Origin of the sequence: Zobellia uliginosa, from assembly GCF_900156625.1 — a bacterium.
Classification (GTDB): domain Bacteria; phylum Bacteroidota; class Bacteroidia; order Flavobacteriales; family Flavobacteriaceae; genus Zobellia; species Zobellia uliginosa.
Genome location: NZ_FTOB01000013.1, coordinates 1 through 21,104, shown reverse-complemented (window position 1 = coordinate 21,104; position 21,104 = coordinate 1). Strand labels below are relative to the sequence as shown.

The 21,104-nt window shown below is 43.8% G+C and carries 13 protein-coding genes and 1 tRNA gene; 6 read left to right on the top strand and 8 right to left on the bottom strand.

Going from position 1 to position 21,104, the window contains the following annotated elements:
- Window positions 1-4 precede the first annotated feature (4 nt).
- The 4 genes from BW980_RS21340 to BW980_RS21325 form a co-directional block, all read right to left on the bottom strand.
- Window positions 5-2,434 carry a DUF5703 domain-containing protein gene (locus BW980_RS21340; RefSeq protein WP_076457187.1) on the bottom strand — a complete coding sequence of 810 codons (2,430 nt, stop codon included), beginning with the start codon at window positions 2,432-2,434 and terminating at the stop codon, window positions 5-7.
- Between the two features lie 218 nt (window positions 2,435-2,652).
- Window positions 2,653-4,314 carry a RagB/SusD family nutrient uptake outer membrane protein gene (locus tag BW980_RS21335; RefSeq protein ID WP_076457186.1) on the bottom strand — a complete coding sequence of 554 codons (1,662 nt, stop codon included), beginning with the start codon at window positions 4,312-4,314 and terminating at the stop codon, window positions 2,653-2,655.
- Window positions 4,315-4,324: 10 nt separating this feature from the next.
- The gene (locus BW980_RS21330; RefSeq protein ID WP_083690586.1) at window positions 4,325-7,723 is read right to left on the bottom strand and encodes a TonB-dependent receptor; all 3,399 of its coding nucleotides are present in this window, start codon (window positions 7,721-7,723) and stop codon (window positions 4,325-4,327) included.
- Window positions 7,724-7,889: 166 nt separating this feature from the next.
- On the bottom strand, window positions 7,890-9,053 hold the full coding sequence (locus BW980_RS21325) for a FecR family protein (protein WP_076457185.1): 1,164 nt from the start codon (window positions 9,051-9,053) through the stop codon (window positions 7,890-7,892).
- A 117-nt stretch (window positions 9,054-9,170) separates the two neighbouring features.
- Here BW980_RS21325 and BW980_RS21320 point away from each other — a divergent pair, with 117 nt between their 5' ends.
- Window positions 9,171-9,773, top strand: a complete 603-nt coding sequence (locus BW980_RS21320) for an RNA polymerase sigma factor (protein ID WP_076457184.1) — start codon at window positions 9,171-9,173, stop codon at window positions 9,771-9,773.
- Window positions 9,774-10,160: 387 nt separating this feature from the next.
- Here BW980_RS21320 and BW980_RS21315 read toward each other — a convergent pair whose 3' ends face one another.
- Complete coding sequence (locus BW980_RS21315) at window positions 10,161-11,339, bottom strand: acyl-CoA dehydrogenase family protein (RefSeq protein ID WP_076457183.1); 1,179 nt, start codon at window positions 11,337-11,339, stop codon at window positions 10,161-10,163.
- Window positions 11,340-11,394: 55 nt separating this feature from the next.
- A complete protein-coding gene (locus BW980_RS21310) occupies window positions 11,395-12,105 on the bottom strand; it encodes a tRNA1(Val) (adenine(37)-N6)-methyltransferase (RefSeq protein WP_076457182.1) in 711 nt (236 codons plus the stop codon).
- Between the two features lie 267 nt (window positions 12,106-12,372).
- On the opposite strand from BW980_RS21310, the gene BW980_RS21305 reads away from it, so the two are divergent.
- On the top strand, window positions 12,373-13,419 hold the full coding sequence (locus BW980_RS21305) for a sugar phosphate isomerase/epimerase family protein (protein ID WP_076457210.1): 1,047 nt from the start codon (window positions 12,373-12,375) through the stop codon (window positions 13,417-13,419).
- Window positions 13,420-13,456: 37 nt separating this feature from the next.
- Here BW980_RS21305 and rimM read toward each other — a convergent pair whose 3' ends face one another.
- Window positions 13,457-13,987 (bottom strand): ribosome maturation factor RimM, encoded by a 531-nt coding sequence (gene rimM, locus BW980_RS21300; protein ID WP_076457181.1) that lies wholly within the window; start codon window positions 13,985-13,987, stop codon window positions 13,457-13,459.
- A gap of 16 nt (window positions 13,988-14,003) precedes the next feature.
- On the bottom strand, window positions 14,004-14,555 hold the full coding sequence (locus tag BW980_RS21295; protein WP_076457180.1) for a 30S ribosomal protein S16: 552 nt from the start codon (window positions 14,553-14,555) through the stop codon (window positions 14,004-14,006).
- Window positions 14,556-14,862: 307 nt separating this feature from the next.
- Here BW980_RS21295 and dnaE point away from each other — a divergent pair, with 307 nt between their 5' ends.
- The 4 genes from dnaE to BW980_RS21275 all read left to right on the top strand — a co-directional run bounded on the left by dnaE (window position 14,863) and on the right by BW980_RS21275 (window position 20,936).
- Window positions 14,863-19,299 (top strand): DNA polymerase III subunit alpha, encoded by a 4,437-nt coding sequence (gene dnaE / locus BW980_RS21290; protein ID WP_076457179.1) that lies wholly within the window; start codon window positions 14,863-14,865, stop codon window positions 19,297-19,299.
- Window positions 19,300-19,428: 129 nt separating this feature from the next.
- Window positions 19,429-19,746, top strand: coding sequence for a thioredoxin (gene trxA, locus BW980_RS21285; RefSeq protein WP_013993536.1), 318 nt, complete (start codon window positions 19,429-19,431; stop codon window positions 19,744-19,746).
- Between the two features lie 113 nt (window positions 19,747-19,859).
- A complete protein-coding gene (locus BW980_RS21280) occupies window positions 19,860-20,789 on the top strand; it encodes a DUF58 domain-containing protein (RefSeq protein WP_076457178.1) in 930 nt (309 codons plus the stop codon).
- Window positions 20,790-20,862: 73 nt separating this feature from the next.
- A tRNA-Asp gene (locus BW980_RS21275) sits at window positions 20,863-20,936 on the top strand.
- Window positions 20,937-21,104 lie beyond the last annotated feature (168 nt).

Sequence of the window (21,104 nt, the reverse complement as noted above, 5' to 3'; positions counted from 1 at the left end):
GTATTTATTTTTGATTGAGTATATGTACATGTTTTCTTCTGTTCTCGGGAATCACTTTAAGGTCAAGCAATTTTCCATCTTTGAATTCTCCTTCCACTATTGTGTTCTTGGGGGCGTGAAGCTTAAATTTAACGTCCCATTCAGTAGGCCAAGCAGGAAACAAAACTATTTGATCATCTACCGTTTGCATCAACATCTCCTGAAGTCCAATCATCCCTGACCCACCCCAGTTATGGTCGGGTACCCAGTCATAACCAGGCCCCCAAAAAGTCGGAAACCTTCGTTCAGAGCTCATTAATTTTCTAGTGTTGTATTCCGCCGCTGCTTCGGTCATACCCATGCGTGCAAGAAAAATTCCATCTTGATGCCAGCTAATGACATTTCCTTTGCGAAATTCGGGAGCCAGCGCATAGGTATTTTTAAAGGAGCTGATTTCCTCATCACCTAATTTGAATTGATTGAAAGGGAAAAGTGGATAGAACTGGGGCATTTCTTGGTTCGATTCACGTAACCAAGTTTCTGCCGGTTTGATAATAGGGCGTCCTTCGACTTCATCAAAGGGATAATCTGGAATCCTACCTAAAAATTCAGCATAATAGTTCTTTTTTTCTGGCGTTATGTAGGTTTCGTCCAATAGCAGCAAACTCTTTAAGGCAGCCTTGAGGCCGGAAAGCACATCTACCGGGTTCTTAGCGCCTCGATACGATTCGCAGGAAGTAGATGGGAAAATCACGAGCTTTCCGTTTTCGTTCAACTCCTTACCATTTCTCATTTTCTGTCGTAAACGGTAATGCTCGTCAAAAAAAATAAGTGACTGCTCTATGAAGGGCATATACTTTGAGATATCGGCACCGGTATAGCGATGGTATTCCAAAATCATATAAGATTGTTCTATTTGCGACTCCCAATGATAGGCAATAGACCCATTGGCCATCACCCCTTTTTCTACCACATCATCATAGGCTCTTGCCCCGGTTGCACGCTCATCTCCGAACGGGATTTCCTCCCCGCGCTTTCTACGACCTTCCAACCAACCGTAACCATTCCCAATTGCCAATCCGGGTACGCTATTATATTCACTATAGACGGCACCGTTGTGCTTAAAGTGTTCTTTTACCCGGGCTTTTGCTCCGGGCAAGGCCTTACGGTACAACTCAAAATGGGGTAATATCGCGTCATAATCGCCCGACCTTAACATTGGCCAATGCACCAATCGCTGGTTTTGTGCCGTAAATACGCCGCCGCCCCATTGCCTAAAATCCGGACCGTAATCGCGCTCTGTCTTCACATGACCCGAATCGAAAGTGAAATTGCCTCCGTTGAATTTTGTGGGGTACTCACCATAGACATTACATCCCAATTGGTATCTGAACAGTTGATAGTTTCGGGCGATGGTCCATGCCTTGTCATTGATATCGGCCGTTGCCGAATTAATGAATATATAGCTTCTAGACCAGAACTTGTGCCACCAGTTTTTTGTGGAATCGTGCATTTGCTGCGATTCTACTGTATTACTTTTTGCTATCGTCTTTTCTAATCCGTTTTTCCAACCGTCTAAGTCCATATATTGACCAATATGCGTGACCATTTTAAGATGGTGTTTCTTACGCTTCTTCTTTGAAGCGATATGCCACGCCTTAAAAGGCTTACCCGCATATTCTCCCGATGTAGTTTTTGAGGGTATAAATCCATTGCCTAGCAACATACCGCCGAAGGTTCGGTCTTTGAGGTCATCTGTTATTTGATCCCGATAGTTTTCCAAGCCCTGTTGCTCAATCATCAATTCAGGGACCAGTTTGTCATCGGGATTTCTATGATAGAAAATAATCCCGCTATCCATCTGCTGAACATGGTCTTTGGAAAGCGTGATTTCACCCGGATATGCGTCCAAATTAAAGGTAGAGTGTCTTCGCCCATCGTTCGTCATTGACTCCGGATTCATTCGCCAGTTTTCATAGGCAGCATCCACCCTAATTTTTTCATTAGCTTCTACCTCTAGGTGAACTATAGGTTCATTCACTTCGACCCATATCGCAATTTTAACCTCCAAAGGTGTTCCCGAATCCTTATTTTTACCATGGATTTCAATATAACCGTCATGAAGTTTTAATTCTTGACGAAATTCATAGTCCTTACCTTCTTTAGCAAAGGGATTCGGACTCAGTTTAACACGAATACGTCCTAATTTGAGATATTCATTGGTTTCTGCAAGACTACCACTTCGTTGAACGTACAATAAAAGCTCTCCTTTTTCAACCCATACGTTACAGCCTATATCTCCGCCCCCTAAAGGCATCGACTCGGAACTGTTCTCACTTTGTTCGGTCCATAATATATTATAATCGCTAAAATCGGGCTGCTGGAATTGCATTGCCGCTAAATGCCCTGAAGCGGAAAGAAATAAAAATAGATATAATAAATTACATAATTTCATACGTGTTATATATTATTGTTTACTTAACCGAGTAAAGAGTCATCTTCTTTTTATCAAAAAATAAAACATTCGAATCGCCACTATTTAAAAAGAAAATGGGACCGATATAGACCGAGCCCCAGTTTTCAAACCAACTCAAAACTCAAATTTTCAATCAATTAATTTAGATTATCAAATGGCAACCTGCTTATAGTGATACCCGATATTACCGGGTATCCTCAATAGCCTGGGTTTTGCTCCAATATGGCTTCTGTATTTACCAGGATTTCAGAATTGGGAATTGGCCAAAGGTTCTGTGTGTCATTAATAGGGTTACTGGCGTATTGCCCGTTATGCATGGGGTTATATGTTCTTACTCTTTCGACTATATTTCCCATTCTCATTAAAGTGAGAAGTCTAAACTCTTCGGTAAAAAGTTCTCGGGCACGTTCGTCCAATATAAAGTCAATATCTACCTCACCGGCCGTGATAGCATTTGCGTTTGCTCTTGCCCTAACCCTATTTATATCATCGGCGGCACTTTGGGTATCTCCGTTAAGTAAATGTGCTTCGGCGCGAAGTAAAAAGGTTTCGGCCAACCGCATCAAATACCTATCATTGAAGGATGAAGCCGCACCATTATTGGTTGCTCCGGTTTCAGGATTATCTATAACATCATCAGGAAAATCGCCAAGGGGAGCGCTTTTGGCGAAAAGGGCACTCCACCACCTTTTATAGGGATCTGGAAAATCGTCAATGGCACCACTTTCAACCATCATTTGACCAAAAAATTCAGAATCAGGATTGTCTACCGGCACATCTCGAACGATATTGAACTCTGAATTTCGCATATCGTCACCGGCCCCTACCCAAACTTCGTTGAGCATATAGTCAGATGCTGCCCACCAACCTATACCACGACCTCCGTTTTGGCTCGAGTGTCCGAAGAAAACATTGTCCCCATTGTTATCTTTTAGTTGCCAGTAAAGCGGCACTAAAAATCTTGCCAAGTCATCACCCTTACCTCCGCCGGGAGCGAGATGCTCATATTGACTGGCCCAAATGGTTTCAGTATTTCCACTACCCCTGTTGACGTTACCTCTTTGAAAAAGGTCCCAATAGACATCCCCAGGTTCGGAAACCCTTGAACCGTATCGATCAGTCATCAGTTGATAACTTGGATTGTCGATAACGGCAGAGGCGGCGGCTATGGCCTTGGTATAATCGCCTTTCATAATATAAATCTCCGACAGCAGGTGATTTGCCGCTCCTTTTGAAATCCTGCCATCTTCCGTAACCGCATCCGCATCGGGCAAGTCCGCTATTGCATCTGTAAGATCTTGAACGATTTGGTCAAGGACATCGGCTTTTGATGCTCTCGTAAAATCTCTTTTCGGTTCTTGAAGCTCCTCAAGGCTAAGGGGTACCCCTCCATACATAATTACCAAAGCCCTATAGGCATAGGCCCTGAAGAACTTGGCTTCAGCAATTTTTGCGTTTTTTTCGGCTGCGGAGGCGTACTCGACATTCTCAATTCTAGAAAGTACTGTATTTGCGTTTGCTATAATCTTATAAGATTCTTCCCAAAAAAACTCTACTTCACCTGTTTCGGGCGTAATCCTATCTGCCCAAGAATTCAATTGATGGGTAGGGTCAATACAATCGTAGGCAATATCGGTCGTATAAAAAAGAGCCCAAGTGTCCACCACCCCTGCAATAAAAGTTTCATGAACACCTTGGTACAATTTGACTACCGCCAAATCTATTTGTTCGGGAGAGGTAAAGGAATTTTCGGGACTATAAAAATCAAAAACCTCTTCTTCTAAAAAATCCTCTTCATTACAGCATATCAAAAAGGACACTGTAAGAAATGCTATTATTATATTTCTTATTTCTCTCATGATTTTTTTATTAAAATTGAACGTTTAGACCCAAGGTATATGTTTTCAATAGGGGACTGGTAGGCATAAAGCCTACACCTGTCTCAGGGTCGCCTCCCCTCCAGTCTGTCCAGGTGGCAAGGTTTTTTCCGCTTATAAACAGACTGAGCTTATCAAGATTAATTTTTTCCGTGATTTTATCCGGAAAATTATAATTGAAAGTAACGTCCTGCAATCTCACGAAACTTCGCTGTGTTATTGGTGCTCCACCAAATTGTGAGCGTTGATCTAAACGGCGGTAACGTGCGTTCGGATTTTCTGGCATCCAGTAATCCCATGCTCCTTTGGGTATATTGTGATAACCCAACTGATCAGATTTCTCAAAACTTCCTTGGGAATGTGGTGTATCGTTCCCCCAGTAGTACTCCTTGCCCCCTTGGATGGAATTAACAAAAACAAAAAGACTAAAATCGTTATACGAAATTGTGTTGCCCACACCGAATCTGTACGATGGGTCACGATAACCTAAAATTTTACGATCATCAAGAGAAGAAATTTGCCCATCATCGTTCAAATCATTCAACCGATAGGTGCCAGGCAAAAAACCTTCCCATAAAGTTCCATTAGCTTCATCTTCCAATTGCCACATTCCTACAATCTCATAATCATAATATACATTTTGCGGCTCGCCGATAAATAGGCTACCACTAGTATTGTTCGTAATTAAATCATCTTCTACTCCGTCACCGTCGTTATCATCACCGATAATAGATTCTATCTTATTTCTTACCCTATTGAAACTGAAAGAAGTGTCCCAACGCCATGATCCAGTATTGACAATGTTGGCATCTAAAGTGATTTCAATACCATTGTTCGATACTTCGGCGAGGTTTGTATTCACGTTTTCAAAACCAGTAATTTGGGGCAAGTCGATGGTAAAAAGTATATTCTCGGTCTTGTTCTGATAATAATCGATACTTCCCTGAAGTCTTGAATTAAATAGACCAAAGTCCACCGCCAAATTTGTTCCCGTGGTAGTTTCCCAAGTTAGGGCGGGGTTAGACAGTGAAGCAACTTCTTGTCCTAAGAAGGTCTGACCACCATCGCCAAAAACTACACTTGGCTCCGCCTGAACTTGTGCTCTTGTATCATAGCGACCGAGACCACGTCTACCAGATTGACCGTAACTTGCCCTTAGTTTCAAATAATTGAGCCAAGAAGAACTGTCGGCAAAAGACTCTTCTGTAATAGTCCAACCCAATGCCACGGAAGGAAAAACACCGATTTTCTCATTTTCCCCAAAACCGGAAAAGCCATCCCTACGAACAGTGCCCGTAAAGAAATACCTGTTCTTGAAATTATATAACAACCTTCCCATCTGATATAAGCTTGATTCTTCTTCTTTTGAAGAATTAACGGTATTCAGGGTCGGGTCACCGGCACTAAGGTCATTGAATCCCAATATATCGACGCTAAAATTTCGAGAGGCTGCCCGTGTACCCGAAATATGTCTTTTTTCAATACCATAAACAAGGGTAGCATTAATATTGTGCGCATCTTGAAAAGTTTTTCTGTAGTTCAGAATATTATCAAAAGTATAGTCCCAATTGACCGAATGATCTTTAAAGGCCGTACCTTGAAAACTTGCTGCAGACGGGTCAAAACGTGCTTGATCCCTTCTTCTATAGTTGTTTGCGTAATTTGCTCTGTAGTTAAGACCATCTATGGGTAGTTTGATATCGGCAAAGATGACACTTGAAAGGTTAAACCTTATATCGGAATCATCGACTTCAAGTGCTAAGAATGGGTTGAGCCAAGATCCTTCAGGGTTGGGGACGAATTCACCCGCTTCATCACGAATTGGCGCCCAGGGTTGCAGATAGAAATAGGCATTTTGGTTGTTATAATTCGCCGATTGGCCCGAATAATCACTGACGGTAACAAAGGTTTGTGTGCCTATGGTCAGCCAATCGTTGATTTTGGCATCTATATTGGCCCTAAAATTATAACGTTGGTAATCATCCCCCTTGATGAAACCTTCTTGATCCGTCAACCCCATTGATAAGAAGTAACCCAGCGAATCACTTTTTCCCTGAACGCTTAAGTTATGTGAGGCGATGGAGCCATCATTCGTTAATAGGTCGAACCAAGGCGTATCCAAACCATCCGCATACCCTTGGTTTATTTCATTTGTTTTAAAATTATTCTGCCATACATAGTCAGGGTCCACCTCTAAAAAATCAGGTGATAACCTACTTCCTCGGGCCCACCAAATATCAGGATAAAACTCTTCGAGTTCGGCGGCATTCATTGGTTCAAATTTGTTGGAAGGAGTTTGAACCGTATAGCTAGAACTGAAATTAAAAATAGGTTTACTGGAAACACTACCATTTTTGCTGGTAATGACAATGACACCATTCGAGGCCTGTGATCCATAGATAGCCGCAGAACTGGCATCTTTTAGTACTTCAATACTCGCGATATCGGCTGAATTAATGTCCACTATGCTCCCACGATAAATTATACCGTCCAAGACAATAAGAGGCTGATTGTCCCCTCCTGCACTTGACAACGTACTTTGTCCCCTTATCGAGAGTGAAGGGTTTTGTCCGGCACTGGTAACCGCCCCTACGTTCAAACCGGCGATAGAGCCTTGAAGTGCTTGAACTACGGAGACGTTTGAGGTTTCGGTAGCCGTGCTTAGATCAGCACTCGCCACAGCACCCGTTAAATCACTTTTTCGTGCCGTCCCGTATCCTATTACCACAACTTCATCAAGACCTGCAGCACTTTCTTTTAGGGTTACGTTAACCGTGGTTTGTCCGTTTATGGCCACATCCTTAGAGGCAAAGCCGATATAGGATATTTGCAAAGTGGCATTTTCATCATTTAGTACGATTGAAAAATTACCGTCAAAATCTGCCGTAACCCCGTTTGTCGTACCCTTTTCTATGATGTTGGCCCCCGGTAACGGTCTTCCTTCCGTGTCCGTTACAGTCCCCGATATGGTTTGTTGCGGATTTTCATTGACCGAAATTTTGGCTTCATCTTTATTCCGAACTTTTTCCGAGGTTTTCTTTAACAGTATTTTGCGGTCATCTAATTCGTATGAGGTGTCAACATCTTTGAATATTAGCGCCAAGACCCGTTTTATGGAAGCTTGGTCAACCTTTATCGATAGCTTGCGTTGTAAATCGACATCTTTGGTGTTGAACAAAAATTTAAATTCGGTAGTAGTCTCTATTTCATCGAGAATCTCCTTTACGGTAGAATTCTCTCGTTCCATCGATATTTTTGTCTTTTGGGCATAGGAAGAATTGGCCTGTATTAAAAAACTTATGGTTAAGAAGAATAGAAGTGACAACTTCATTTTTAGGTCGTACTTTAAGTGCCAAGAGGGAACACCCTCCGACTTTGGTGGTTTTTTCATAATTTTGAGTGATTATTAGTGATTACGCCTTCTGTGTGATCATTTTTACTAAATCGGGAAATGTTGCACCATTTTCCGATTTTTAGTTTTTGCTTCGATCAAGAAGCAAGGAACATGACTTTGGTTGGTTGTACTATTGATTTTCTAGCTCATTGGCTCTCTGGGTTTAATTGATTATTATTTTGTTCTCTACAATTTGGTACTCGATCCGGTATACCTTGTTGAAGTAGTTGAATACCTGTTCGATGGATTCATGGTCGGTTTCAATGGTAGCGTTAAACGTTTCGTTGGCCAACTTCGAGTTGTTGTTTATTATTACCACGTTATAATGGCGCTCCAATTTTTGGATGATGTTATTGAAAGTTTCGTTCCTGAAGACCAAGTTGCCGTTTCTCCATGAGGTGTAGAGTGAGGTATTCACTTTTTTGTCTACAATGTGCTTGGTCTTTTTGCTGAAAGTGGCCATATATCCAGGTTGGAGAAAAATTTCCTTTTTGTCGGTTTGTTCCCTTGCTTGTTCCGATAGGCTTACGGACCCTTCGACCAATACGACTTGCGTGTTTTGGTCTTCGGGGTAATTGGTTACATTAAACGTGGTGCCATATACCTTTATGTCGAGTTTCTGGGCATTGACAACAAACTGCCTTTTTTTGTCGGGGCTAACTTCAAAATAGGCTTCGCCCGTTAAGATAACCTTTCTAGGTTCTGACTTCTCAAAAGCAATAGGGTAGGTTAAGGTGCTCCCAGCGTTTAAGTGCACCTTGGTTCCATCCGAAAGAACGATACCAAAGCGTTTTCCATTAGGAATACTCAGGGTGTTGAATTCGGGTGTAGATTCCTTTTGGTTGTCTTTATAAACCAACTGATTTTCTTTTTTGTCCCCTATGATACGGCCCGTTTCGTCAACTATTTTTGAACTTCCGTCTTCTGAGATAATTTGTACCTCTCCGTTTCCTAGCTCCAGGGTAATTACGTCTTCCCTTGGTACGACCATGTTATTTGTTTCCCTGTCGAACCAATTGTTTTTAAGGGCCAGGCCGAGGCCTAAAAATACAAGGGCAATGGCCGCATACTTTAAGATGGATAAGAACCTTACTTTGTGTTTTGAATTCGTATCGTTACGAATTTCCTTTAAAAGTTCTTCTCGTACTTTGTCTAAATTAGGGTCGTTCATGGCCAGGTTTACCGCAAAATGCGTTTTTATGTATGTTTTGAAAATTTTCTGGTTTTCTTCTTCTGCCAGCCAATTGTTCAGTAAATCGAGTTCTGCTCCATCCGCTGTAAGCGTAAAATATTTAATGATGTACTTTTCAGCTTCCTGTGGAGTCATTTACTTCGTTTCTTTTTATATACTACAAGTCAAATTTGCAATACCCTAACTATTTTTTCATTTATTTTTTGATAATCACAATATTTTTACTGTTTATTTGTGAAATAATTATGGGTTATGGATTTTGACGAAAACCAAAAACTAATTGAAAAGCTTATTTCTGGAGAAGAGAAGGCGTATATGTTTTTATTGGACAAGTACCATAGACAGCTTAACGCTTATGCACTTACCTTGACCCATGAGGCGTCTATGGCCCAGGATATCGTTCAGAATGTATTTCTTAAGACTTGGAAATCGAGAAAAAAACTCAATCCGGAATTTTCGATACGTAGTTTTTTGTACAAATGTGTTTATAACGAATTCTTAAATCATTATCAAAAAAATAAGGCAGTGGTGCTGTTGCGTGGGAAGTATATCGAATATGCCCACGAGGTCGTCGAAGAGGCCGACGATAATGTTATTGCCCGAATGATTGAAATTGTAAACAAAGAAATACAGAAGCTGCCTCCCAAATGTCAGAAAGTCTTTGTTCTCAGTAAACGGGAGGGACTCACCAATCCAGAAATTGCCGATTATCTCGATATTTCCATAAAAACCGTAGAAGCTCAGATTACAAAGGCCTTCCGGATTTTAAAGGATAAATTAGGGGGAAAATACGAGGCTATTTTGATGGTTATATTTGGAAGCTGTAGGGCAAAATTATCGATAAAGCCTCAATAAAAGATTCTTCTGGGTTTCCATAGGATCGGAAATGAAAGTGTTCTAAATAATATCAAGGGCTCAAAATATGAATAGCCCAAAACTAAAAAGAGTCTTATCGGTTTCGATAAGACTCTTTTACGAGAACACTATATGAAAATGAAAAATTTTATTTCTGAATGATTAACACTGTAAACTTACGGCAGGAGGCCTCCATTTGAAAAAAAATGATGTGAAACGCCCAATTTGTGTTGTGAAACTATCCTTTTGAATACTTCCCTGTCAAATACAACTTTAAATTCCCTTGGGGAAAGCCCTAATTTTTTCAAATCGAGGCATATATCATCCCGGAAATATGTCAGGGCCAATTCCGTTTAAGGGGACAACTGATTCGGATGGTGGTGGCTGCTACTGAAAGGCCGGAAATCCGGTAATATCGGCACCGGTGATCAATAGATGGATGTCGTGGGTGCCCTCATAGGTGATAACACTCTCTAGGTTCATCATATGCCTCATAATGCTGTATTCGCCGGTAATGCCCATTCCGCCCAATACTTGTCGGGCTTCTCGGGCTATGGTGATGGCCATTTCCACATTGTTGCGTTTGGCCATTGAAATCTGCGCCGATGTCGCTTTGCCTTCATTCTTTAATTGGCCTAGGCGAAAGGCCAATAACTGGGCCTTGGTGATTTCGGTAATCATTTCGGCCAGTTTTTTCTGCTGTAATTGGGTGGCGGCGATCGGTTTTCCGAACTGTATGCGTTCTTTGGCATATCTCAATGCGGTATCATAACAGTCCATGGCCGCGCCTATGGCTCCCCATGAAATTCCGTAGCGTGCAGAGTCGAGGCATCCGAGTGGGGCGCCTAGGCCCGATTTATTGGGCAATAAATTCGCTTTGGGTACTTTGACGTTGTCAAATATCAATTCGCCCGTAGCCGAGGCCCTTAAAGACCATTTGTTGTGCGTTTCGGGTGTTGAAAAACCTTCCATACCGCGTTCAACGATAAGTCCGTGAATACGGCCTTCCTCATTTTTGGCCCATACTACGGCAATGTCGGCAAAAGGGGAATTGGATATCCATAATTTGGCGCCGTTCAATAGGTAGTGGTCGCCCATATCCTTGAACTTGGTTTCCATTCCGCTGGGGTTGGAACCGTGATTGGGTTCTGTAAGTCCGAAACAGCCCATCATTTCGCCCGAGGCCAATTTGGGCAAGTACTTTTTTCGTTGTTCTTCGGTGCCGTAGGTGTAGATCGGGTACATGACCAATGACGATTGTACCGAGGCCGTAGATCGCACCCCGCTATCACCACGCTCTATTTCTTGCATGATGAGTCCGTAACTGATCTGATCGAGTCCCGCCCCTCCGTATGCCTCGGGAATATAGGGGCCGAAAGCCCCAATTTCGGCCAAGCCCCCTAAGATTTGCTTTGGGAACTCTGCTTTTTGGGCATATGCTTCGATTATGGGCGAGACGTCTCTTTTAACCCATTGGCGTGCGGCATCACGCACCAATTTATGCTCTTCTGAAAGAAGGTCGTCAAGATGGTAGTAGTCTGGAGCTTCGAACAAATCAGGTCTCATAAAGTGAATTTTAATCAAATGTACTAATGAAACGTAACATTACGAACACAAATTGTTACATTTTTAAATAAAAATCTTTGGTAAGCGCGACATAGGCGTCGGTGTATTCGTGCCGGCCTATTTCAATGGTAAGTTCGTCGGTAAGTGGGGTGGACTTCGTACGTGTGAACTGAAGCAGGCTACGCTTGATCTCGGAGGTGGGACTGCCTTTTACACGGGTGATACGCTGTGGATATAGTTTAAAGGAATCCGCCAGTTGCAAAAATGCGGCTTCTTCTTTATACGGAATAATGGTGGCAAAGGCACCTTTGGGAGCCATTAGCTTCGCTACGCCTTCCAAGAGTTCGTCAAAGGGAAGGGATTGGTTCTGTCTCGCACTGTCACGGGAAGCATTCCCGCTGGAAACCTCCTCCGAATAAAAAGGGGGATTTGAAACGATCAGCTCGTAGGGGTCTTCCCATTCCTCTACAAACTCGTCAAGCCCTGCGTGATAGCAAAAAAGCCTATCGCCCCAATCGGAGGCTTCAAAATTTGATACACACTGCTCGTAGGCGCCCTCATCGATTTCTAGGGCGTCAATGGTATCCGCTAGGCTGCGTTGTGCCATCATGAGGGCTATTAGGCCTGTTCCGGCACCGATATCCAAAATAGATTCAGGAGAGCTTTCCAAAGAGGTCCAGGCGCCCAGTAATACACCATCGGTGCCCACTTTCATGGCACATTGGTCTTGATCTACGGTAAATTGTTTGAATTTGAAGGGTTTCATTCTGTAAGGGCGTTTCATCCGTTTAGTGCCTTCCGTTCTCAGAAGAGGTCCATGGGCTGAAACGGCTGATTGTATTTTGTATGTTTAAAAGACAAGTGAAATATCGGAATATAATTTCAATGCTGACCGCTTTTTGTTACAGCTGACATAAAAACTTGTCACTAGGGTTGAAAATACTTAATTTTCTTGTGATAATTCGTTCCTTTATGAATTATGGTTTTCCTTAAAGAAGAAGCAAAATACGACTCAAACCAAATATATACTCAAATGCAAAACGATTCAAAGTCCGGAAGGCGCAAGTTTTTAAAGAATACCCTAGCGGTGGCCGCAGGTTCAACACTCATTACGCCATCGCTTTTTGGGGCTCCGTCCATTTTAAAGCATTACAAAAAACCGAATTCCAGATTTAACGGGGTGCAAGTCGGCGTCATTACCTATTCGTTCAGAAGTATGGAAGACCAAAGTGCCGAAGCAACCTTGAAGTATATACTCGATTGTGGGATCAATGCCATTGAATTGATAGGGGACCCTGCCGAAACCTTTGCGGGAAGACCTGAGAACAAATTGGATCGATCGGTGTTTTTCGGATTGATGAAGAAGAAACGCAGTGGTAGCATTAGCGATGACGAAGCAAAGCAACTTGCCGAAATACAGGCCGAGCAGGCCGCTTATAACGCCCAGGTAAGCCAATGGCGAAAGACGGTGGACATGAAAAAGTTCGAGAAGTTCAGAAAGATGTACAATCGCGCCGGGGTCGATATTTATGCCTTTAAGCCGCGGAATACCTTCGGGAAGAACAATTCCGATGCCGATATCGATTGGGGAATGAAGACGGCCAAAGTTTTGGGTGCCAGCCACGTTACCGTAGAGCATCCGAGCGATGATGCTACTACGCTCCGCTTGGGCAATTTTGCCAAAAAACACGGTATTTATATTGCCTATCACGGTCATGAACAGCAAACGCCGACGCTATGGGATACGGCTTTGGAACAATCGAAATACAACGCCCTGAACCTCGATCTGGGCCATTTTGTGGCCGCGGGGAACACGGCACCGCTTGAAATGATCAAAAGCAAGCACGACCATATTAAAAGTATGCACCTAAAAGACAGACAGACCCCTGAACACGGCAAGGGTAATCTGGTATGGGGTAGTGGCGATACGCCCTTGGCCGGGGCTTTGCAATTGATGCGCGATGAAAAATATGGGTTTCCCGGAACGATTGAACTTGAGTATAATGTGCCCGAAGGCTCAAATGCCGTGGCCGAGGTTCAAAAGTGTGTCGCTTTCTGTGAAAAGGCTTTAAGTAAATAGAAAGGAATAGGGTAGGTCTGGTCGAATTAGGTCGGGTTTACCCTAAATAAAGTTCTACTAGACCGTCGGGAGTGCTTACATGGATGGCTTGATTGTCGCGGTCCACTTTTTTTACGATCTGGTCTATGATGGGTACGAGAATTTCTTTCCCGTCTTTGTCTATTTCAAAAATGGCTTGTGAGGTGGAATCGTTTACCCCGGTAATTTTACCGATGTTGCCATGAACTTCGTCCAATACGTCAAAACCGATAACTTCGTGAAAGTAGAATTTATCGCCTTCCAGCTTGGGGAGGACCGATAAGGGCAGGTAGAGTTCGTGGCCCATAATACGGTTGGCCGCCGCTTCGTCTTTGACCTCTTCGAAATCGATCCGTAAAAGTTCCGATTTGTGCAGGCGACATTTATCAATAAAAAATGGAACCAGTGTATTGTCTTTCATCAAGACAAAAACTGATTCCATGTTTTCGTATATCTCAGGTTCGTCGGCGTCTAGTTTAACCAGTACCTCACCCTTGAAACTATATTTTGAAACGATCTTACCGAGGTAGAAACAATCTTCCTTGCGCATCCGTTTCAAAATTTATTTATTCTTCTTCTTTAGCAGCTTCTGCTTCTGCGGCCGGAGCTTCTTCGGTTGCGGCAACTTCTGCTTCTGCTTCTTCACCTTCAGGTGCTTCTGGCAAGGCAGCTTCGGCAGCGGCTTGGGCTCTCTTTTCGTTTACTTCTTTTTCGGCTTTCAAGGCTTCGGCCCTTGCTTTTTCCTTTTCCTTGTCAAGGCCATCTACCTTAGAGGCTATCTTGTTTTCTTTTTCTTCCAACCAAGCCTTGAATTTTTCTTCGGCTTGCTCTTCGGTCAAAGCGCCCTTGCGAACACCGCCCAATAAGTGGTGCTTTAAGAGAACGCCTCTGTAAGAAAGGATTGCTTTGGCAGTATCGGTAGGCTGGGCACCGTTCTGTAGCCATTTTACTGAACCGTCAATGTTCAGGTCAATGGTAGCAGGGTTGGTGTTTGGGTTGTAAGTACCCAATTTTTCCAAGAATTTACCATCTCTTTTTGCGCGGCTGTCGGCAGCAACGATCCAATAGAATGGTTTTCCTTTTTTACCGTGTCTCTGTAATCTAATTTTTACTGGCATATCACATTAATTTGTAGGGTGCCCGACCCTTGTTATTAATTCATTTTAAATTTTTCCCTTTAAAAGGGGTGCAAATATAGAATTTCTTTTTGAGGTAAGCACTCTTGAGTTAAAGAAAAATACAAAGGGAAGCGACTTTTTTGGAGGAAGCCGTGTTGTAGTCGTAACTGTCATCGGTCTAGGGGTTTGCGGGGCCTTGGGCCGGCACTTCTGTGTCCGTTGATAACTCTTGACAAGTCATAGGTCTTATGAGTGCTCTTTTTACGTAATTTTACCTTCTCTTTTTTAAGCTCAAACACGAACTTTTATGTACCTCATTTTTGATACGGAAACCACCGGACTTCCCAAACGCTGGGATGCACCCATAACCGATACCGACAACTGGCCGCGCTGTATACAGATAGCTTGGCAGTTGCATGACGAAATGGGGCGGTGTATAGAACATCAAGATTATTTGGTGCGCCCCGATGGCTTTAATATCCCCTATGATGCCGAGCAGATCCACGGAATTTCCACGGAGCTCGCCGAACAACAGGGGGTTGCCTTGTCGGAGGTTTTGGAGAAGTTCAACATCGCCATGTCGAAGACCAAGTTTATCGTAGGGCAGAACGTTGGTTTTGATGTAAATATTATGGGGGCGGAATTCCATAGAATGGGCGTTGAGAACCCCTTGCAGGAATTACCGGTTTTAGATACCTGTACCGAGCATACGGCACAATTGTGCCAGATACCGGGTGGACGTGGGGGCAAGTTTAAGCTTCCTACCTTGACGGAGCTGCACCAGTTTTTGTTCGGGGAACCTTTTGGGGAAGCGCACAATGCCACGGCCGATGTTGAGGCCACTACGCGTTGTTTTCTCGAACTTATCCGTAAAGAACAATATACCGCTGAACAGTTAGATGTCCAGCCCGATTATTTCAAGAATTTTTCAGAGGCCAATCCGCAAGAGATCCAGCTTATCGGATTAAAGCATATCAACCTTAAAAAGGCTTCCAAAAAAATAGCGGATGCCCTTTGGGAAAAAGACACGAGTGGGGTGTCGCAAGAGGAAATAGAGGAGAACCTGGCCACTTTGGAGTCGGCCAGTTTCGCCCATTTGCACAACCATACCCAGTTTTCCATACTTCAGTCCACCATAAGCGTACCCGATTTGATCGCGGCTACGGCCAAGGCTAAAATGCCCGCCGTTGCCATGACCGATCACGCGAATATGATGGGCGCCTTTCACTTTGTCAATGGGGTGCTCAACCACAACAAAGGGGTGGCGGCCCGTAACGAGGAGAACCTGAAGCGTTATGAGGCAACGCAGAACGGAACCCTTGAAGAAGGGCAGGAGCCGTTGAACGAATTGCCCGAACCCGAATTGGAAATTACCCCGATCATCGGTTGTGAGTTTCAGGTCTGTGAAGACCATACCAATAAGTCGCAAAAAGATAACGGGTATCAAATAGTGATGCTCGCCAAGAGTAAAAAGGGCTACCTGAACTTGGCAAAAATGTCTTCCATTGCCTTTGTCGACGGAAAATACTACGTGCCCCGAATCGATAAAAAAATCGTAGAGCAGTACAAGGAAGATGTAATGGTGCTAACGGGTAACCTTTATGGTGAGGTGCCCAGTAAGGTGTTGAACGTAGGGGAGAAGCAGGCGGAAGAGGCCTTGATATGGTGGAAAGAGACTTTTGGGGATGACCTTTATATAGAGATCATGCGCCATGGTCAAGAAGACGAAGACCGTGTCAACCAAGTGTTGATACAGTTTGCCAAAAAGCACAACGTAAAACTGGTCGCCACCAACAATACCTATTACGTAAACAAGGAAAACGCAGATGCGCACGATATTTTGCTTTGCGTTAAAGACGGTGAGAAACAGGCTACACCTATAGGTCGGGGCCGTGGCTATCGCTACGGGTTGCCCAATCAAGAGTATTACTTCAAGTCTTCCGAAGAGATGAAGGAGCTCTTTAAGGATATTCCTGAAGCCATTATCAATATTCAGGAAATCGTAGACAAGGTAGAGACCTTTACCTTGGCGCGTGATGTACTCTTACCTGCCTTCGATATACCTGAGGAATTCCAGTTTGAAGAAGACAAGTTGGACGGTGGCAAACGTGGGGAAAACAAATACCTGCGCCATATTACCTATGAAGGGGCCAAAAAGCGATATGGGGAAATAACGCCCGAAATAGACGAGCGACTCGATTTTGAGTTGAAGGTTATCGAAAAAACAGGTTACCCGGGTTATTTCTTAATTGTAGAGGATTTTATCAGGGCAGCTAGAAACATGGATGTTTCGGTGGGGCCGGGGCGTGGTTCCGCAGCGGGTTCGGCCGTGGCCTATTGTTTATGGATTACCAATTTGGACCCGATCAAGTACGATCTGCTTTTTGAGCGCTTCCTGAATCCTGACCGTGTGAGTATGCCCGATATCGATATCGACTTTGATGACGAGGGGCGTAGCCGTGTCATGGACTACGTAATCGATAAATACGGGGCCAACCAGGTAGCGCAGATCATTACCTACGGTACCATGGCCGCCAAATCGTCTATTCGCGATACGGCACGGGTCTTGGACCTGCCTTTGGGCGATGCCGACCGAATGGCAAAGCTGATCCCCAACATGTCTAAACTGAAAAAGATTATCGGGGTAGATGAAAAGGTGTTGCGAAGTAAGTTCAATAGCGAGGAGCTTGAAAAAATAAACGAACTCCTGAACATTTCAGAGGGGGATGGCCTGGAATCGGAAACCCTGAACCAAGCTTATGTTTTAGAGGGGTCGGTTCGTAATACGGGTATCCATGCCTGTGGGGTGATCATTACCCCCGATGATATTACCAAGTTCGTTCCTGTGGCCCTGGCCAAGGATTCCGATATGTACTGTACCCAGTTCGATAACTCGGTGGTGGAAAGTGCGGGACTGTTAAAGATGGATTTCTTGGGACTCAAGACCTTGACCCTGATCAAGGATACCGTAAAGATCGTAAAGGCGAAGCACGGTATTGAACTGGACCCCGAAAATTTTCCGCTTGACGACGAAAAAACATACGAGCTTTTCCAAAGGGGTGAGACTATTGGGGTGTTCCAATACGAATCGCCCGGTATGCAAAAGCACATGCGTGCGCTGAAACCTACGGTTTTTGCCGATTTGATCGCTATGAACGCCCTCTATCGTCCCGGGCCGATGGAATACATACCCAGCTTTATCGCCCGTAAACACGGTACCGAAGAAATTGTATATGACCTCGATGCCTGTGAAGAGTACCTTGCCGAAACCTATGGTATTACGGTATACCAAGAGCAGGTGATGCTCCTCTCGCAAAAACTGGCCGACTTTACCAAGGGTGAGGCCGATGTTTTGCGTAAGGCCATGGGTAAAAAGCAAAAGCACGTACTTGATAAAATGAAGCCCAAGTTCATTGAACAGGCTTCTGCAAAGGGGCATCCGGTAGATAAACTTGAAAAAATATGGAAAGACTGGGAGGCTTTTGCCGCCTATGCCTTTAACAAATCACACTCTACCTGTTATGCGTGGATCGCATACCAAACGGCGTATTGTAAGGCCCATTATCCGGCCGAATATATGGCTGCCGTACTGTCGAACAACATGAACGACATCAAGCAGGTGACCTTCTTTATGGAAGAATGTAAGCGTATGGGGCTCGACGTTTTGGGGCCCGATGTCAACGAATCGTACTATAAGTTTGCGGTGAACGATGCCGGTGCCGTCCGTTTTGGAATGGGGGCCATTAAAGGTGTGGGCCGTGGTGCGGTAGAGACCATTGTTGAAAGTAGAAAAGAAGGAGGGCCGTTCAAGTCGGTCTTCGATTTTGCCAAACGTATCGATCTGCGTGCCGCCAATAAAAAGGCCTTTGAGAACCTCGCGGTGGCCGGGGGCTTCGATTCCTTCGGAGATACGCACAGGGCCCAATATTTTCACGATGAAGGGGACGGTATTACCTTTTTGGAAAAGACCATAAAGTACGGTGCCAAGTTCCAGGAAAGTGAAAACTCTAGCCAGGTAAGCCTTTTTGGCGATGCCAGTGAGGTGCAGATACCGGAACCGCAGGTGCCACCATGCGAAGAGTGGGGTACTATGGAGAAACTACGGCGCGAGAAAGAGGTGGTGGGAATCTATATTTCAGGTCATCCCTTAGACGATTTTAAAACCGAAATCGATGCGTTCTGTAATGCAAGCTTGGCGAACCTGAGCGATCTTGAAAGTGTGGTAAACCGAGAGTTGGCCTTTGCGGGAGTTATTACCGACGTGCAACATAGGGTTTCAAAGAACGGAAAGGGCTGGGCTTCGTTTACGGTAGAAGATTATTCGGAGTCCTTTGAATTCAGGATTTTCGGGGAAGAGTACCTAAAGTTCCGCCATTTCCTTATGATCAACTCCTTCGTTTATATCAAGGTCTTTGTTCGTGAAGGATGGATGAACCGTGATACCGGTAAAAAAGGTGATCCCCGTATACAGTTCAATAGCTTTATGTTGCTTCAGGAAGTAATGGAAACCTATGCCAAAAAACTTACGATCAAGCTCAATATCGATGACCTAAAGGAAGAAGATATCCATCAATTGAAGGACACCCTATTGTCGCATACGGGCAATCATCCGTTGAATTTTGTCGTGTATGAAATGGAGGAAGAAATCAAGGTGAGTCTAACAAGCCGGAAGCAAAAAGTACAGATTAGCAGTGAACTGTTGGCAACACTAAGGGAAAACGAGGTGCATTATAAGCTAAATTAGGAGATTACCTGTGCAATTTAACGTTATAGATTACGTTGATAGTGCAATAGCTAAAACGAATGTATCCTTAGTAAGGAAACCCTAAGATATTTGACTAAGTTTGCATAATATATCTAAAATTATAGAATCATGGCATTAGAAATAACAGATGCTACTTTTGACGAAGTAGTTTTGAAAAGTGATAAACCGGTAGTAGTGGATTTTTGGGCAGCATGGTGCGGACCTTGTAGAATGGTCGGCCCTATCATCGAAGAAGTAAGTGCTGAATATGACGGCAAAGCCGTTGTAGGTAAAGTAGATGTGGATGCAAACCAAGAGTTTGCCGCCAAATACGGTGTCCGTAACATCCCAACGGTATTGGTATTCAAGAACGGGGAAATCGTTAACCGTCAGGTTGGGGTTTCACCAAAGAAAGTTTATACAGATGCGATTGACGCAGTTTTATAACGTACTTTTCCCTGAAAAAGGGAGATTATAGAGGAAATCCCGCTTATGGCGGGATTTTTTTATGCCTAAAATTTCGCAGCTAGCGATTACGGTTTAATGTTTATCTTAGTGATATGAACCTGCAGTCAGAACTAAACAATGCCAGCCTTTTTCAAAACCTAGAGCTCTTGGCCAACCAAGTAGTGGAAGGTTTTATCAGCGGCATACACAAGAGCCCGTTCCATGGTTTTTCGGCCGAGTTTGCCGAACATAAGATCTACAATGTGGGGGAGAGTACCAAGCATATAGATTGGAAGCTCTTTGCCAAGACCGATAAGCTGTATACCAAACGCTTCGAAGAAGAGACGAACCTAAGGTGCCATATGATCTTGGACAGTTCGGCATCGATGTACTATCCCGAGGTCAAGAACCTAAGCCTGGGCAAGCTAAATAAAATCGGTTTTGGGGTACTGGCCATAGCCGCCCTGATGAACATTCTTAAGCGGCAGCGCGATGCGGTCGGGTTGAGCGTATATTCCGATAGCTATAATTTTTACGCCCCGGAAAAGGGGAGTGAAAGGCATCATCAAATGCTATTGGCCAAACTGAGCGAGCTAAGTCAGGAGACCAAGCCGGCCCAACAGACCGAAACCTATACCTATTTGCACCAGATTGCCGAGAATATAAAACGGAGAAGCCTGATTTTTCTTTTTACCGATATGTTTCAGACCTCGGCGGATGACGAAAAAATTTTTGAGGCCCTTCGACATTTGAAATACAACAAGCACGAAGTGGTATTGTTTCATCTTTTGGACCGGTCTACGGAGTATCACTTTAATTTCGACAACACTCCCAAGCGCTTTTTAGATGTGGAAACGGGGGAGTATATCGATTTGTATTCCAGTAATATAAAGGAAGCCTACGAGCGTAGTGTTACCGCCTATTTTGAAGATTTAAAGCAGAAATGCATACAGTATAAGATCAAATATGTAGAGGTTGATGTAAAGGGCGATTTCTCGAAAATACTCAACACCTACCTGGTTGAACGGCATAAATTTGTCTGATCATGAAATTTTTTATTAAAAATTGTTTGTGCAATTGAAATAGCGGTGTATATTTGCACTCGCTAAACGCCACGGTCTGGTAGTTCAGTTGGTTAGAATACCTGCCTGTCACGCAGGGGGTCGCGGGTTCGAGTCCCGTCCAGACCGCGAAAGCCTTCAACGCAAGTTGGAGGCTTTTTTGTTTTCAGCTCCTGTGGTGAAATAGGCGGTGAAATCGGGAATCAAGTCATAAAGTTGTGGGATTTTATCTTTAGGCAAAAATATTAGTTAACCTAAATAAGAAGAACTCTACGTTTCTAACACCTCTGAATTGAG